Origin of the sequence: Paenibacillus sp. 32O-W, assembly GCF_007679495.1 — a bacterium.
Taxonomy (GTDB): Bacteria; Bacillota; Bacilli; order Paenibacillales; family NBRC-103111; genus Paenibacillus_L; species Paenibacillus_L residui.
This window is the reverse complement of record NZ_VEGP01000007.1, coordinates 32,659-46,909: the sequence shown is the minus strand read 5'-3', so window position 1 is coordinate 46,909 and position 14,251 is coordinate 32,659. Positions and strand designations below refer to the sequence as shown.

Sequence of the window (14,251 nt, the reverse complement as noted above, 5' to 3'; positions counted from 1 at the left end):
CACTTAGCCATCATCCCAGCAACGGCTGACACCCAAGTGTACTTCATCCATCTTGAGCATTCTTCATTTTCCTATATACATACCTGTTAACGATCCCTGAGCGTCAGATAGCTGCCTTGGCGTTCCTGCAAAAATAACCTGTCCGCCTTTATGACCGCCTTCCGGTCCAAGGTCGATCACCCAGTCCGCCTGTCTGATGATATCCAGGTTGTGTTCAATAACAATGACAAGTCGGTTTAGAATGGTCAACAAATGATCCACATCCGATAGATGAAGTCCCGTTGTCGGCTCGTCCATGACATAGATTTTTCCTTTCCTGTGCAATTCGCCCGCCAGCTTAATACGCTGGCATTCCCCTCCGGACAGCGTGCTTAACGGTTGGCCGAGTGTCAAATAATGCAAACCAACATCATCTATAGCCTGCAGCTGGCGTCGTATCTCTTCTTTATCAAAAAATTCAAGCGCCTCTCACGGTTCAAGGTGAGATAATCCAGCCCTATGTCGATCAGATGCTGCAGCCGCTCCGACAAAGCGGATACGAGCGGGGCCGCGATCGGATCTTTGATACGGTTTATCACTTTATGAAGCTCGCTTATCTCCATCGCAGAGCATTCCGCTATGTTAAGTCCGTTGATGGTGCAGCTTAAAGACGCCTGATTAAGACGGGCGCCCTTGCACTCCGGACACGCGACAAGGGTAATGAAGCGGTTCACCTTGCTTCGGGTACTCTCGGACAATTCGCTGCTGTCTCTTTGAATATACAGACGGTTGAATTTGTGGACGACTCCTTCATAATCAGACTGGATCGGTCCTCCCTTGGACGGAAGCTTTATTTTTTTGCCTTTGCCGTACAGCAGCAGCTCCCGCTCCTGCTCCGTATAGTCCGCAAGCTTCTTGTCATTATCGAATAAACCTGACAAGGTATATGTTTTTAAATACCACGACCCTACGGAAAACACGGGAAATAATATCGCTCCTTCATTTAATGACTTCGATGGATCAAAGAGTTTGCGAACATCGAGCTCCACCTTTTTGCCGAGGCCTTGACATCCCGGACACATGCCTGCCGGATCGTTAAAGGAGAAGACGTGGGAGTACCCGACGAATGGCTTGCCTACGCGCGAGTAAAGCAGGCGGAGCATCGAATAAATATCGGTAATAGTGCCCAATGTCGAACGAGAGTTGCCCCCCAGACGTCTCTGATCAATAACGATGGCGGTGGACAGATTTTCTATCGAATCCATATCAGGCCGGCTGTGTTTAGGCAGACGATTTCGGATAAACGCCGTGAATGTTTCATTTAACAGCCGCTGTGCTTCCGCACTTATCGTATCGAAAACGATCGATGATTTACCCGATCCCGACACTCCGGTAAAAACCGTTATTTTCCGTTTGGGGATTCGAAGCGATACATTTTTCAAGTTATTTTCCCTGGCTCCCCGTATGACAATGTACTCCTGCTGTGACATGGAACTCCCCCATTCGCTTTTTATCTAAAAGTATAAACCTACGACCCTGACATCCGTTTGTCAGGAATTTGCGGGACAAATTTTATTTTTGCAAAAATTATGCCCGTCCTTTGATGCCCATAAATAAAAGCCCCCTTACAATCACATGGAGAGAAGCTTCTCAATGAGAATGTCCAGGAGGCTTATAGCCGACCTGCCTATGATATTGTTTTAACCCTTGCCTGTCATCCAAGCTCTGGACCGAACATCGGTGATGACAGCAGGGCCGCCGCTATGAAAACAATCTGCAGCACAATACGGAAAGACAGCTTTGGCACAGGCTTGCCGCCGATCGTCAATTTTTCCCGGGCGGCATATACGTTGGCGGGAAACATGGCAAGAAGCAGCACGGTCAAGCACACAGATGCAGCAAACGAGAAAGCCGGCAGCAGCAGGCCGATAGCCCCTGCAATTTCCAGACAACCGGTCACGGTCACAATCCATTCTCTTTTTGGAAAAAAAGGCGGGACCATCCGTATCAGATCAGGACGCCTCTTGCCCCAATGGGCGGAGGCGGCAAGCAGCAGCATGACCACTACAGCCGCCCGCAGGGAAGAATGCCAACCGTCGAAATAAGGCCAGCCAAGCAAGCCGATGCCCCGAAAGAGCACAAAGGATGAAAGCAGAGCGATAAACGGAGCCATTGTTATCCCTCCCCGGATTTAGAAGCTTTTTGCAATCATCAGATAAAGAATAACAACCGGCAGCAGAGTGGCGATGGTGCCGAAGACAGCCCACCAACGGGAAGCTCGGGCGTACTCCTCCGTGATGTACCCGCGATCCACACATGCGGCGCTATAACGGATCATGGCCCGCTGCAGGGGAAGGAGCACCGCCAGCCAGACTACGCCGGTAACCGCAAACAAGATCAACGACGCCATTAGCCAATTAAATCCCTGAGCGAGCATTTCCGTCTGAACAGCCATAACAATCCCCGATAGAATGATCAGGACGAGTCCCGGCAGAGTGAACACAAAATCGGCAAGCATGACGTTTTTGACCGCAGAGTGAATGACGACCGGATTTTTGTGCAGGTCCGCGCGAATTTCCAGAACGCCGCCGTAACGATATTTCCGACAAATAATACGACACCGGCCAAATGCAGTAACAGCCATAAATGCATAGCGCATTTTCCTTTCTATGAAGCTATTATTTTTTCAACAGATGGGCCATGAACGCCGATAAATCCCCGGCAGCGAATGAAACGGGGAGCGCTGGCAGCGAAGCCCGAACGCGCAGACCGAAAGCGAGCAGAACGAACAATTCCGCCGTCTTGTCCGGATCGACCGACTCCTGTATCACACCGTGCTGTTGGCCGATCATAATCCATTGTTTGGACAGATGCACCGATCTCTCATAGAAGCTCCGGAGCACTTCCGCGACGGCGGGTTCATCCTCCCTGCCCAGCAAATACACGAGAACCTTATTGGTTACCTCCTCTGCATCCTCCAAGCCGGCCAGATTGTTCGAGATGATTTGCATCGGTCCGTCGAACGTTCTTCCGCCCTTCTCAACTTCGCTCATAAAATGTTCGTGGATCTCCTCCAGCCGTTCCTGCAGCACCCAGGCAAAAATTTCATCCTTGCTCTTCACATAATGGAAGATGGCCCCCTTGGACAACTGCGATTGATCCATAATATCCTTCATCGTTATAGCGTGGCAGCTTTTCTCCCTAAGCAATTGTTTTGTCGCATCCAGTAATTGCCGGATGGTTTGTTTCCTGCGATCCTCATTCTTCATAATCATTCCTCCAGACATTTTACATACTCTAATTATAAAAACCGACCGTCGGTTTGTAAATAGGTATGGCAAATATTTTTCAACAAAATAGCCCATGGGCAAAATAAGGTCTCTCATGTCCGCAACATTTGTCCAATATGCCGGGCGGGCTTATTTTTTGCTTGCATATCATTTTTTATTTTGCTATGATGACTGACGAACGTTCGTTAATTGAGGTGATAAGGTTGAAAAGCAATGAAATTAAAGAGGCTGCGTTAAAATATTTCACCATTCATGGCTATGAAGGAGCCTCCCTTTCTCAGATCGCCGAAGAAGTCGGCATGAAGAAGCAATCCATTTACGCCCATTTTAAAGGAAAGGATGATCTTTTTCTGCAAGTTTTGCGTGATGCGAAAGAGACGGAGCTGTCTTCCAAGCTTGAATATTTTCGTAATATGGATTCCCGCCATCCTGAACAGAATTTATATGGTTTTCTGCAGCTGGTCATAGATCTTTTCCAAAAAAATGAGCAGTTAACGTTTTGGCTGCGGATGTCCTTCTTCCCGCCGGCTCATCTGGCTCAAGCTATCGAGAAGGAAGTGATTGATCTCGAGGAGAAGGTACAGGCGGTACTGGAGAGCAAATTCCGGGATTGGATCGATGCCGATGCCATTGTCGGAGAGGCAGCGAAAACACCGACCCTCGCCTTCTTGGGAGTCGTCGATTCCATAATGATTGAGTTAGTATACGGCAATGATAAGAGAAGGCTGAAAGAAAAGCTGGAAGCCTCCTGGACGGTATTCTGGAGAGGAATTTCGCATCATTGATACTTAGAGAAAGAAAGTGTTGATCCATGAAAAAAACAATAAAAGAACAAAAAATGGTATTAGTCATACTTCTGAGCAATATATTCATAGCATTTCTGGGCATCGGCCTCGTCATCCCCGTCATGCCGTCTTTTATGAATATCATGCATTTGTCGGGAAAGACGATGGGCTATCTTGTAGCGATCTTCGCGGTGGCACAGCTTCTGACATCTCCGTTCGCAGGACGATGGGTTGACCGTTATGGCAGGAAGAAAATCATCACCATCGGCCTGCTCCTTTTCAGCGTTTCGGAACTTATCTTCGGTTTGGCTACGGAGGTATTGTGGCTTTACCTGTCCAGGATTTTGGGAGGAATCAGCGCCGCCTTTATTATGCCCGGGGTTACTGCATACGTGGCAGACATTACGTCTCTCGAGGAGAGACCCAAAGCGATGGGTTACGTTTCCGCGGCGATCAGCACCGGCTTTATTATAGGGCCGGGCGTCGGTGGCTTTATCGCCGAATATGGCGTTCGCATGCCTTTCTTCTTTGCGGCGGCGATTGCCTTCATAGCCTGTATCTCATCTATTTTTATCCTAAAGGAGCAGCTTACCAAGGAACAGCTTAAGGAAATCTCTGCGGCTGCAAAGCATACTAGCTTTATTACAGATTTAAGAAAATCGCTTAATCCGCTTTACATTATTGCCTTTATCATCGTGTTTGTTCTTGCTTTCGGATTATCGGCCTATGAAACGGTTTTTAGCCTCTTTTCCGATCATAAATTCGGCTTTACGCCCAAGGACATAGCCACCATTATTACGATAAGCTCCATCTTCGGCGTTGTTGTGCAAATCTTCATGTTTGGAAAAATGGTCGATATTCTCGGTGAGAAGAAGCTGATCCAATTATGTTTGATTTCTGGCGCCATAATGGCGGTCGTATCTACCGTAATCTCGAACTTTTGGGTCGTGCTGGCCGTAACCTGCTTCATCTTCCTCGCCTTTGACCTGCTTCGTCCGGCATTGACAACCTCCCTATCCAGGTCTGCCGGCAAAGAGCAAGGATTTGTGGCGGGAATGAACTCCACCTATACGAGCCTGGGTAATATCGTCGGGCCTGCGGTCGCTGGAATATTATTTGACTTAAACATCCATTATCCTTATCTTTTCGCTGCTGTCATTATGGCCATCGGACTCGGGATTACAATGATGTGGAAGGAGAATCCGATGGGAGAAAGCTTGCAGGAATAATCGGAAGAGCCTTGGGCGCCGAAGGAACCAACCCGGTTCCTTCGGCGCTTTTCCGCTTTTGCGAAGGCCCGGACCCTGTTTGACTACACCGGAAAGCAGCGCCCTCACGGAGGCTTCATCGGCTATTTATAAGTCTGGTCTTGACCGAAATGTTAAAAAGGGGTAAAAAGAAGGGAGTGAAGAAAGATTTCCCAGAAAAAGGAGCATGTAGGAGAAGAATGAAGGTCGCCCACATTCTCGGTTTGCTTCATATCGAACCGGTTGGGCATTTTCAGGTCTTACGCACAAGGTACAAGGTACCCTGTGACGAACAGACGGCCTTTCTGACCCTCATGACAATCTATGAACCTTAATTTATTGAAAGAAACGACGACCGGCAACGGGCAGCGGCCGGTTACGATCATTGCTATTGTTACCGCACTCTGTCTGCTCGGAGATTCCATGCTGTACATCGTACTGCCTATTTACTGGAAAGAAGCCGGCCTCAGTGCATTATGGGAGGTCGGCGTTCTCCTGTCGGTGAACCGTTTTATCCGCCTGCCATCGACGCCGCTAATCGGTCTGCTTTACAGAAAAATGCCTCTACGCATCGGACTATTCCTTGCCGTGCTGCTGGCTGCTGCAACGACAGTCGGTTACGGACTTTTCGATGGATTTGCCATATGGCTCATTCTCCGAGGCCTGTGGGGGATAGCCTGGTCTTTCCTGCGTATGGGCGGCTATTTAACCGTTATCCGTTACTCCGACGATTCGAATCGGGGGCGATTGATGGGACGCTTTAACGGAATATCCCGGCTCGGAAGCCTCGTTGGCATGCTGGCCGGCGGCATTCTCGTTCCATTGTGCGGCATGGATGCCGTCTCCATCGTATTCGGCTTGTTCATGCTGGCAGGTCTTCCCTATGTCGCCCTCTACATTACCGGCGGTAAAGCAAATGATACCGAAGCTTCGCAGATGCAGAAGGAAGACCGGAGCATAAGCAGAAGGATTTGGACCAAGCCAGTTATCATAATCATCGCTACCGGCCTGCTGCTTTATCTTATCCAGACAGTCATGGTCGCCACTTTAAGTCTGTTGATCGAAACCAACTATACTCAGCCAATGATGCTGATCGGCATAGTCATGACGAGCACGATGCTGGCAGGCATACTCCAGGCGGCCCGCTGGGCGTGGGAGCCGTTCCTCGCCGCCTGGGTCGGCAGGCGCTCGGACGGCCCGAAGGGTCGGCTGCCCCTCTTCTGCCTGGCGCTGGTCGTCTCGGCGGCCGGATACGCCTTGGTGCCTTGGAACCTTCCGCTGTACGCTTGGTGCGCGATTATCTTGTTCATCATGGCGGCCAGCACAGCCGTCTCCACTTTATTGGACGCCTTGGCGTCGGATGTCGCCCGGCTCTCTTCCGTCGTAGCGGTCATGACCGCTTACTCGGTGGCTACCGATCTAGGCTCCGCGCTGGGCCCGATGTTGACATACTTGTTGGTCGGCCTGCCTAACGGAATGTTGTATCTTTATCTGGGAAGCGCGATCGTTCTTCTCCTTATCGCCTTATGGCACCGGCCATCCGCGAAGCCGACCACGGACGCTGTCCGGCAAGACCGGGGCGTCCAGCCCTGAAGCGCGGCTAACGGCCTCGATTGGACTATGCCGTTTCTATTGAATACCGTACCTTGAATCTGCTTGATCGGTTAAGAGCGGCCCGCAAACCGTGGGTTGCTTTTACCATTTTCTGGTATCACCACATTCCCCTGCTGCTTCAGACAACCTGCTGTCCGGCACAAGCAATGCCGATCTCAACTAACCACCCTGCGTACAGCCGGATTAACTTCCAAATGAAATTAAACCGGCTTTCTGTCTCCGGGGATACCCGTCACCATCTCTTTGTACGCCATCGTCTGAACAAGAAGGAATGGCTCGCTATTCTATGCACGATCCCACGCCGCCGGCAGGAGAGATCATCCGGATTTACGGAATACGTCGGGACATCGGCGAAGACATCGCAAAGACGAGCAAAAATACATTAAAATCGGTGCCTTTTTCCAATAAAAAGGCGAAAGACGCGCAAATGTGCAGGTCTTTTTCACAAAATGGGACCCTTTTGCTAAAAAACGCTCCAAAGACGTGCATTATTGCTCTAGAATCAGGTACTTCCGACACTTTCTCCGAAAAGACGTGCATTATTGCTTAGAATTAGGCACTATGGGGCTTAGAAATTAGCTTTGCGGGTTCGGGCTGTCGCTGCCTGCATCCAGCAATGCGGCATTGATGCCGTTCAGGAAAGCTACTGCGCTGGCCTTGATGATATCCGTGTCCATGGCGCGTCCAGAGTAGATTTTGCCTTGATACTCGATACGGATATTGACCCGGCCGACCGCTTCTTTGCCCCGGGACAGGCTGTTTATTTTGTAATCCTTCAATTGGACCTCCAGCCCCGTCAATGTTTTCAGCACACTGTACAAGGCATCGATCGGACCATCGCCAACCGCGCTGCCTTTGAACGTCTCGGAGCCCTTCTTCAATTTGGCCGTAGCGGTAGGATACAGATCGTTCGTTACTACTTGAAAGGATTCCAGTTCGTACAGATGACCGCTGTTTTCATTCAAGGTGCGGTGACTGGTCACCAGGTAAAACACATCGTGGTCGTAAACTTCTTTCTTGGCATCGGCCAAAGTAAGAAATTTCGCGAACAGCGCTTCGAAATCTTCGGCATCGCCCGGATCGAAGCCCATCTTCTCAACTGCGTTCTTGAAGGCATGCCTTCCGGAACGGGCCGTCAGGATCAGCTCCATGCTTTCCGCCCCGACCTCCTCGGGCGACATGATTTCATAGACCTGACGGTCCTTCAGCAGTCCGTCCTGATGTATGCCGGAAGAATGGGCAAAAGCGTTCTCGCCGGTAATCGCTTTGTTCACCTGCACATCAAGTCCCGTCAAATGGGTCAGCAATCTGGAAGTTCTGAGCAGCTCTGTCGTCTGGATCCGGGTGGAGCAGTGATAATAGTTTTCCCTCACTTTGAGCCCCATCACAACCTCTTCCAGCGATGTATTGCCAGCCCGTTCTCCCAAACCGTTGATGGTGCACTCGACTTTATCGGCTCCGTTATGGATCGCACTGAGCGTATTGGCCGTCGCCAGCCCCAGGTCGTTATGGCAGTGAACGCTAAGGATTACGTTTTCGTTCAAATTTTTTAAACGCTCGTTAATGCGCCGGATCAGATCGCCGAATTCCTCCGGAACAGCATAGCCTACCGTATCGGGCACGTTGATGATGGTGGCCCCCGCTTTGACTACGGCCTCGATCGTTCGCCACAAATATTCGAAATCCGATCGCGACGCGTCTTCCGTGGAGTACTGCACTTCAGGAAGCAAAGTTTTGGCGTACTTGACCGCATCGACTCCCATCTGCATGACAGCTTCCTTGGAACGGTTAAATTTCTTGTCGACATGGATGTTGGAGGTGCCCAGCACGATATGAATGAACGGATTTTGCGCAAGCTTGATGCTCTCATGTACGGCATCGATATCGCTCTTAACCGCCCGCGCAAGAGCGGTAATCGATACGGAATCTCCTACGGTGCGGACAATTTCCCGGACCGCGTTGAAATCTCCCGCGGAAGAAGCCGGGAATCCCGCTTCGATGATATCTACATTAAGCCGCTTCAATTGCTGAGCGAACTCGACTTTTTGATTGACGTTCAGCTTGGCGCCCGGCACTTGTTCGCCGTCACGCAATGTGGTATCCAGCACGATGATGTTTCGGTTCATCTCTGTTTCCTCCCTAAACCTTTTTGGATATCTATATGTCAAGCGGGGTTGATTAAACCCGGACTTTAATCAACAAAAAAACCCCGTCTCTACGTATAGAGACGAGGTTAACCCGCGGTACCACTCTAATTCATTTCATGCGAAATGATCTCTTTCGATGGCCATCACCATCTATCCCTGTAACGGGGGAATTCCGTCATACCCTACATTATCGGGCAGCTGTTCATAGACGAGTTCAAAGTGATCGACGCTGCCGTTTCACACCAACCAACGGCTCTCTGGAAGGTCATTTCACTCCTACTAATTCTAATCACAACATTTGGAGTATTAATTTATTGGCTATTATAGGGTATTGGAATTTTTTTGTCAAACCTAAATTTATAACCTGAATTTATAACCTAAATTCATACAACCATTTCACTCATAACCTTCCGGCACCTCTTGCTTCGGGACGGAAGGACGGAAGGAAGGCGTTTCCCTCCGCGGCAAGGATGAGCCTCCCCTTGGATCACCACTGGACTTGCACATGTCCCGAAGCGCTGCGCAGCGCCTTCTCCATTTCGGCCTTGATCCGCTTCAGCCCTTCATGACTGCCGGCTTCGGCCCGGAGCACCAGGATAGGCTGTGTGTTTGAACTCCGCACCAGCCCCCAGCCATCGGGGAACAATACCCGGATTCCATCGACCTCTACCGTTTCATGAAGACCGCGGAAATACTGTTTCACTTTATTTATGATTTTAGATTTTTCATTCTCTTCGCACGGAATTCTCGTTTCCGGAGTCGAGCAATACCGCGGGACGTCGGCATAGAGCCCGGAGAGAGGCTTGCCGGATTGACTCACTATTCGTAACAAGCGTCCCGCAGCATACAGAGCGTCATCGAATCCATAGTATTCATCCCGGAAGAACAAGTGCCCCGACATTTCTCCGGTAAAAGGCGTGTCGAGCTTCCGCATCGACGCTTTTATATGCGAGTGTCCGGTGCGGTGGAAGATCGGTTGGCCGCCCAGTTTCTCAATTTCTTCAACCAGGGCTTGCGAGCACTTCACCTCCACCAGCGCCTGGCAGCCGGGATATTTCGGCAATATTTCCCTCCAGAACAAGATCATTAATTGATCTCCCCATAAAATGTTTCCTTGTTCATCCACGACGCCAAGCCTGTCCCCGTCGCCGTCGAACGCGATGCCAAGATCGGCCCGCTCTTCCTTGACCTTCGCGATCAGATCGGCCAAATTGGCCGGATCCACGGGGTCCGGATGATGATGGGGAAAGTCCGGATTCGACTGGCAGTACAGCTCTACCACTTCACAGCCCCAGTTGCGGAGTGCCTTCGGCGCGAATGGCGATGCCGTACCGTTGCCGCAATCGACAACGACTTTCAGCTTTCGCGGGCCAAGCTTGATTTTATCCCTCAACATGGACAAATAAGGCACCTCGATGTCCTCGCGTTGAAGCAAACCATTCTTCCAGCGGTGCTTCTGGGGCAGCTCTTCTTTATCCGCTATCATTCGCATCGCCTGCCGCAGTTCCTGAATGGCCTCCCCATATATAGTCGAGTAGTTCATCGCTATCTTAAAGCCGTTGTCGTCCCCTGGGTTATGGCTGGCCGTAATCATTATTCCGCTCGGGCACTTGAAGTGTTCCAAAGCATAGTAGAACATCGGCGTTGTCACTTCTCCAATATCGATCACCCGGCAATCGGATTGATGCAGGCCGCTGATGAGCGCCCGGTGAAAATCGGGAGAAGATTTGCGGTTGTCATGACCGACCACTACCTTGTCGGCTCCCGCCAGCTTCGCTTTATTGCCGAACGCAGCACCGAGCAAATAGCTGAAATCAGCACTGATTTGCTCACCGGCTTTGCCGCGAATGTCATATTCCCTGAACACCTGCTTCGGGATTTCAAGATATCGCTCCTGCGTAGTTTGCATGTACCTTCACCTCATCTCCGGAATGGGTTAATTTCATCATGATCGCTTCTGTCAACAAAAAAGATATGATCGCTTCCGCTCCCTGGTTATAATTCACTCCCCGTTCACCAATCCCGTCGTAGCAGCCCCCTGTCTTCGGGTCCACCATAGCCGTGCGGGCGTCATTTTCCCCGTGAAACCAGGCCCGGCATTTCATGGCAGCATCGTAATATTTGGAGCGCCCCACGATCTCATAAGCTTTGGCCGCCGCCAGGCCAAGCTTCATGACATCGATCGGCTGCTGATCCCATTTCGCCCTCCCCTCGCGGGTACACCATCCCCGGTTCCCTATCGGGCGGATTTGTCCCCGTTCATTCGTCATAAGACGAATTAAGAAGTCCAGACTTTCGACCGCAACGTCAAGCCATTGCCGGTTCGGAGTAACCTCATATGCGCACAGCAGGCCCCATGGCAGCAGCCCGTTGCTATAGGTCGCCGCGGGCTCATACCAATGCCAATCCTCCCTTGCATGCCGCCGGTAATGGCTCACAAGTTTATTCGCCAGAGCTGCGACTTCGCTCTCGTAATCGACAGGATAACGATGCTTGGCCAGCAGACTGAATGATGCCAGCGCATACGCACAGCCGCGGGGAGAGTTCATACCGGCTATGTATTTCCGCGCTTGCCTCAGCATCGTCTCCGCAGCAATGAACCGGTTCGTATCCGGCAGGCGAACCATAAGCCGTGCGCAGGCCCACAGGCAGCGGCTTAGACAATCCTCTGACGGAGATTCGGCCTCTCGCGAGCGATCGTAAGCGAAATTATTGTGGAAATGGCCGTCTTCCGTCTGAGCCCACAGCATAAAGGACAAATACTTGTCGATGAGCGCATATATTCTTCCCGACTCTCTCTCGCTGACGATGTCCAGCCACTCCAGACAAACCCAAAGCGCTCTGGCCTGGTCATCGGTGCTGTATCCTTCTTGTCTCCGGGGAACGATACCGCAAGCATGCTCCATAATTCCGGTATCATCTGTTAACCGGAAGAGATGCTTAAGCGCGTCAACGGACGTACTCAAGAGCCCTCACCTCGGAAAACAGCTCGGCATGGCGCCTGCCGACTTCCGGCCAATGCATATTTTGACCAATGAAACCGATCTTCCGGCTCCATTTCTCCAGCTCTGCATCGTCCGCCAGAAGCTCGGTTATTTTGTTAATCCAGGCGTCCGAATCCCCGGGATCCAGCAGAAGCTCCGGATAATCTGCCAGCAAATCGGTCGCATAAGAATAGGGAGACGAGACAACCGGTCTGCCCAGCCCGACCGCATAAGCCAATGTACCGCTCGTAATTTGCTGCAGTCCCGGATAAGGCGTGACATAGATATCACAAGCCGTCAGATGCTTAACCAATTCGGGCTCATCCATATAGCGATCGATCATGATGACGTGCTGCTCGAGCCCGAGCTCCTCTATCCGCCCCCGTAACTGCTCCCGGTACCGTTCACCCTCCTGCCGCTTTACCTCCGGATGGGTTTGCCCGACAATGGCATACAGCGCTTGGGGAACCCTCTTCACGATCTCCGGCAGAATTTCTATGATCCATTCCAGCCCTTTGCCCCGGCTCAGCAATCCGAAGGTCATCAGTACCTTGCGGTCGCTCCAGTTCAATGTGCTGCGCCACTCCTGCCTTAATTCCGGATTCGGCTCGGGTGTGCCGTGCGGGATGAATACGATCTTGCTGCGGGGCACCCCGAACGCTTCATGTAAATAATCAATGGCTTTACGGTTCATGACCACGATTTTATCGCTTCGCTCCGCAATTTCCTTCTGTATCGAATCATAAGGCGGGCGGGGATGCTCGAACACCGTATGGAAGGTGGTCACCAGCGGCTTCTCCAGTTGCCTCACGAAATTCAATACATAAGCCCCGGCCTCTCCTCCGAATATGCCAAATTCATGCTGCAGCGAGACGACGTCAATGCCGGAACGGTTTATTCTTCTCGCCATTTTTGCGTAGTCTTCCAGCCGGTCGCGGCGCAGCGGCCACAAGATCGCATCCTCATGCCATTCGCCGGCAGGCTGGACGGGAACGACAACCGGGTCCCGATCCTGTCTCCCTTTCGCTTCGTTAACTGCCTGTCTTAAATGAAAGGTAAAGGTGGCCAAACCGCATTTTTGCGGCACATAAGTACTGACATAGGCGACTCGGGTCAAGACTGCAGCACCTCCATTCGGCTCATGACGGCTTCATGCAAAATATGCTCCGATCCGATTTCCAGATCATACCCGAATATGCAGTTGTTCAGGACGACTTCGTTATGGGTCAGGCAGCGGTGCCACATGATCGTTTCCGCGCAGCGAACATTTCTTCCGATGATGCAGTCATCTCCAATGACACTGAACGGCCCGATTATCGCTCGCTCCCCAATGTTTACGCGGTCGCCGATCAACACAGGCGGAATCAATAGAACGCTGGACGGAATGCTGCAGCTGCTTCCAATCCAGATGCCGTTTCCTCTCTGCTCCCCCGGAAGCGGCAGCGTATATACCCGATTTAACAAATCCCAGTGAATTTGCCGATAGCGCTCTTTCGTCCCCATATCCATCCAGTAGCCGTCCACCACTTTGCCGTAAACGCCCAACTGCTTTTCAATAAGTAAAGGGAACGTTTCCCGTTCAATGGACACTTCCCGGTTTGACGGAATATGCTGCAGCGCCTTTTTGTCCATGACATAAATTCCCGCATTGATCCTGCAGGAAGGCGCTTCTTCCCGTGCCGGTTTTTCCACAAAACGGACAATGCGGCCGTCACCGTCCTGTTCAACGACGCCATAAGAGGTCGGATCGTCTACTTCGGTTAATCCGATCGTTACGGCCCCGCCGTGCCGTTTATGGTACGACAGCAGCGATTGCAAATCTATGTCATGGACAATATCCGCATTGATCACTAAAAACGTGTCGTGCAGCAGAGGCTCTGCGTTTTTGATCGCTCCGGCCGTGCCCAACGGCGATGACTCCGCCGCATATTGAATGGTGACGCCCCATTTCTCCCCTGTGCCAAAATAGTCTTGGATAACCTCCGAATAATGCTTGACGGCCATAACAATCTCCCGGATGTTTTGTTCCCGCAAATGAATGACCAGACGCTCCAGCCATGGGCTGTTGCCCACCAGAGCCATCGGTTTAGGCAAGCTTTCCGTTAACGGTCTCAGCCGAGTACCCAGTCCTCCCGCTAGCAGAAGTGCATTCATCTGTGAACCACCCTCCTGAAAAATAAAAAAGAAGTTTTGAAAAGCCAGGGA

At 51.2% G+C, this 14,251-nt stretch carries 12 protein-coding genes, 1 pseudogene and 1 other annotated feature; of the genes and pseudogenes, 4 read left to right on the top strand and 9 right to left on the bottom strand.

What is annotated here, in order from left to right:
• Window positions 1-63: 63 nt before the first annotated feature.
• The 4 genes and pseudogenes from FS806_RS04555 to FS806_RS04540 form a co-directional block, all read right to left on the bottom strand.
• Window positions 64-1,469, bottom strand: a pseudogene (locus FS806_RS04555) (ATP-binding cassette domain-containing protein).
• 224 nt (window positions 1,470-1,693) lie between these two features.
• The gene (locus FS806_RS04550; RefSeq protein ID WP_144933436.1) at window positions 1,694-2,152 is read right to left on the bottom strand and encodes a DoxX family protein; all 459 of its coding nucleotides are present in this window, start codon (window positions 2,150-2,152) and stop codon (window positions 1,694-1,696) included.
• Between the two features lie 18 nt (window positions 2,153-2,170).
• Complete coding sequence (locus FS806_RS04545) at window positions 2,171-2,623, bottom strand: DUF2269 family protein (RefSeq protein WP_313960561.1); 453 nt, start codon at window positions 2,621-2,623, stop codon at window positions 2,171-2,173.
• Between the two features lie 34 nt (window positions 2,624-2,657).
• Window positions 2,658-3,248, bottom strand: coding sequence for a TetR/AcrR family transcriptional regulator (locus tag FS806_RS04540; protein WP_144933435.1), 591 nt, complete (start codon window positions 3,246-3,248; stop codon window positions 2,658-2,660).
• Window positions 3,249-3,472: 224 nt separating this feature from the next.
• Here FS806_RS04540 and FS806_RS04535 point away from each other — a divergent pair, with 224 nt between their 5' ends.
• From FS806_RS04535 to FS806_RS04520, 4 genes are all read left to right on the top strand, one after another.
• On the top strand, window positions 3,473-4,054 hold the full coding sequence (locus tag FS806_RS04535; protein ID WP_144933434.1) for a TetR/AcrR family transcriptional regulator: 582 nt from the start codon (window positions 3,473-3,475) through the stop codon (window positions 4,052-4,054).
• A 26-nt stretch (window positions 4,055-4,080) separates the two neighbouring features.
• Window positions 4,081-5,283 (top strand): MFS transporter, encoded by a 1,203-nt coding sequence (locus FS806_RS04530; protein ID WP_144933433.1) that lies wholly within the window; start codon window positions 4,081-4,083, stop codon window positions 5,281-5,283.
• A gap of 342 nt (window positions 5,284-5,625) precedes the next feature.
• Entirely contained in the window at window positions 5,626-6,894 is a 1,269-nt protein-coding gene (locus tag FS806_RS04525; protein ID WP_144933432.1) for an MFS transporter, read from the top strand.
• Between the two features lie 53 nt (window positions 6,895-6,947).
• Window positions 6,948-7,301 carry a hypothetical protein gene (locus FS806_RS04520; RefSeq protein WP_144933431.1) on the top strand — a complete coding sequence of 118 codons (354 nt, stop codon included), beginning with the start codon at window positions 6,948-6,950 and terminating at the stop codon, window positions 7,299-7,301.
• 189 nt (window positions 7,302-7,490) lie between these two features.
• Here the strand turns inward: FS806_RS04520 and FS806_RS04515 are convergent, their stop codons facing one another.
• The 5 genes from FS806_RS04515 to FS806_RS04495 form a co-directional block, all read right to left on the bottom strand.
• The gene (locus FS806_RS04515; protein ID WP_144933430.1) at window positions 7,491-9,041 is read right to left on the bottom strand and encodes a 2-isopropylmalate synthase; all 1,551 of its coding nucleotides are present in this window, start codon (window positions 9,039-9,041) and stop codon (window positions 7,491-7,493) included.
• A 94-nt stretch (window positions 9,042-9,135) separates the two neighbouring features.
• Window positions 9,136-9,364 (bottom strand) — a binding site (T-box leader).
• A 185-nt stretch (window positions 9,365-9,549) separates the two neighbouring features.
• Entirely contained in the window at window positions 9,550-10,971 is a 1,422-nt protein-coding gene (locus tag FS806_RS04510; protein ID WP_144933429.1) for a phosphomannomutase/phosphoglucomutase, read from the bottom strand.
• Complete coding sequence (locus FS806_RS04505) at window positions 10,943-12,028, bottom strand: glycosyl transferase (protein ID WP_144933428.1); 1,086 nt, start codon at window positions 12,026-12,028, stop codon at window positions 10,943-10,945. The genes FS806_RS04510 and FS806_RS04505 overlap by 29 nt, the downstream gene beginning before the upstream one ends.
• On the bottom strand, window positions 12,012-13,163 hold the full coding sequence (locus FS806_RS04500; RefSeq protein WP_144933427.1) for a glycosyltransferase: 1,152 nt from the start codon (window positions 13,161-13,163) through the stop codon (window positions 12,012-12,014). Before FS806_RS04500 ends, FS806_RS04505 begins: the two co-directional genes overlap by 17 nt.
• A complete protein-coding gene (locus tag FS806_RS04495; RefSeq protein ID WP_144933426.1) occupies window positions 13,160-14,200 on the bottom strand; it encodes a nucleotidyltransferase family protein in 1,041 nt (346 codons plus the stop codon). Before FS806_RS04495 ends, FS806_RS04500 begins: the two co-directional genes overlap by 4 nt.
• Window positions 14,201-14,251 lie beyond the last annotated feature (51 nt).

Excerpts from the sequence above, each read along its gene's own strand:
- FS806_RS04550 (WP_144933436.1), bottom strand. The coding sequence starts at position 2,152 with ATGGCTCCGTTTATCGCTCTGCTTTCATCCTTTGTGCTCTTTCGGGGC.
- FS806_RS04545 (WP_313960561.1), bottom strand. The coding sequence starts at position 2,623 with ATGGCTGTTACTGCATTTGGCCGGTGTCGTATTATTTGTCGGAAATAT.
- FS806_RS04540 (WP_144933435.1), bottom strand. The coding sequence starts at position 3,248 with ATGAAGAATGAGGATCGCAGGAAACAAACCATCCGGCAATTACTGGAT.
- FS806_RS04530 (WP_144933433.1), top strand. The coding sequence starts at position 4,081 with ATGAAAAAAACAATAAAAGAACAAAAAATGGTATTAGTCATACTTCTG.
- FS806_RS04525 (WP_144933432.1), top strand. The coding sequence starts at position 5,626 with ATGAACCTTAATTTATTGAAAGAAACGACGACCGGCAACGGGCAGCGG.
- FS806_RS04515 (WP_144933430.1), bottom strand. The coding sequence starts at position 9,041 with ATGAACCGAAACATCATCGTGCTGGATACCACATTGCGTGACGGCGAA.
- FS806_RS04510 (WP_144933429.1), bottom strand. The coding sequence starts at position 10,971 with ATGCAAACTACGCAGGAGCGATATCTTGAAATCCCGAAGCAGGTGTTC.
- FS806_RS04495 (WP_144933426.1), bottom strand. The coding sequence starts at position 14,200 with ATGAATGCACTTCTGCTAGCGGGAGGACTGGGTACTCGGCTGAGACCG.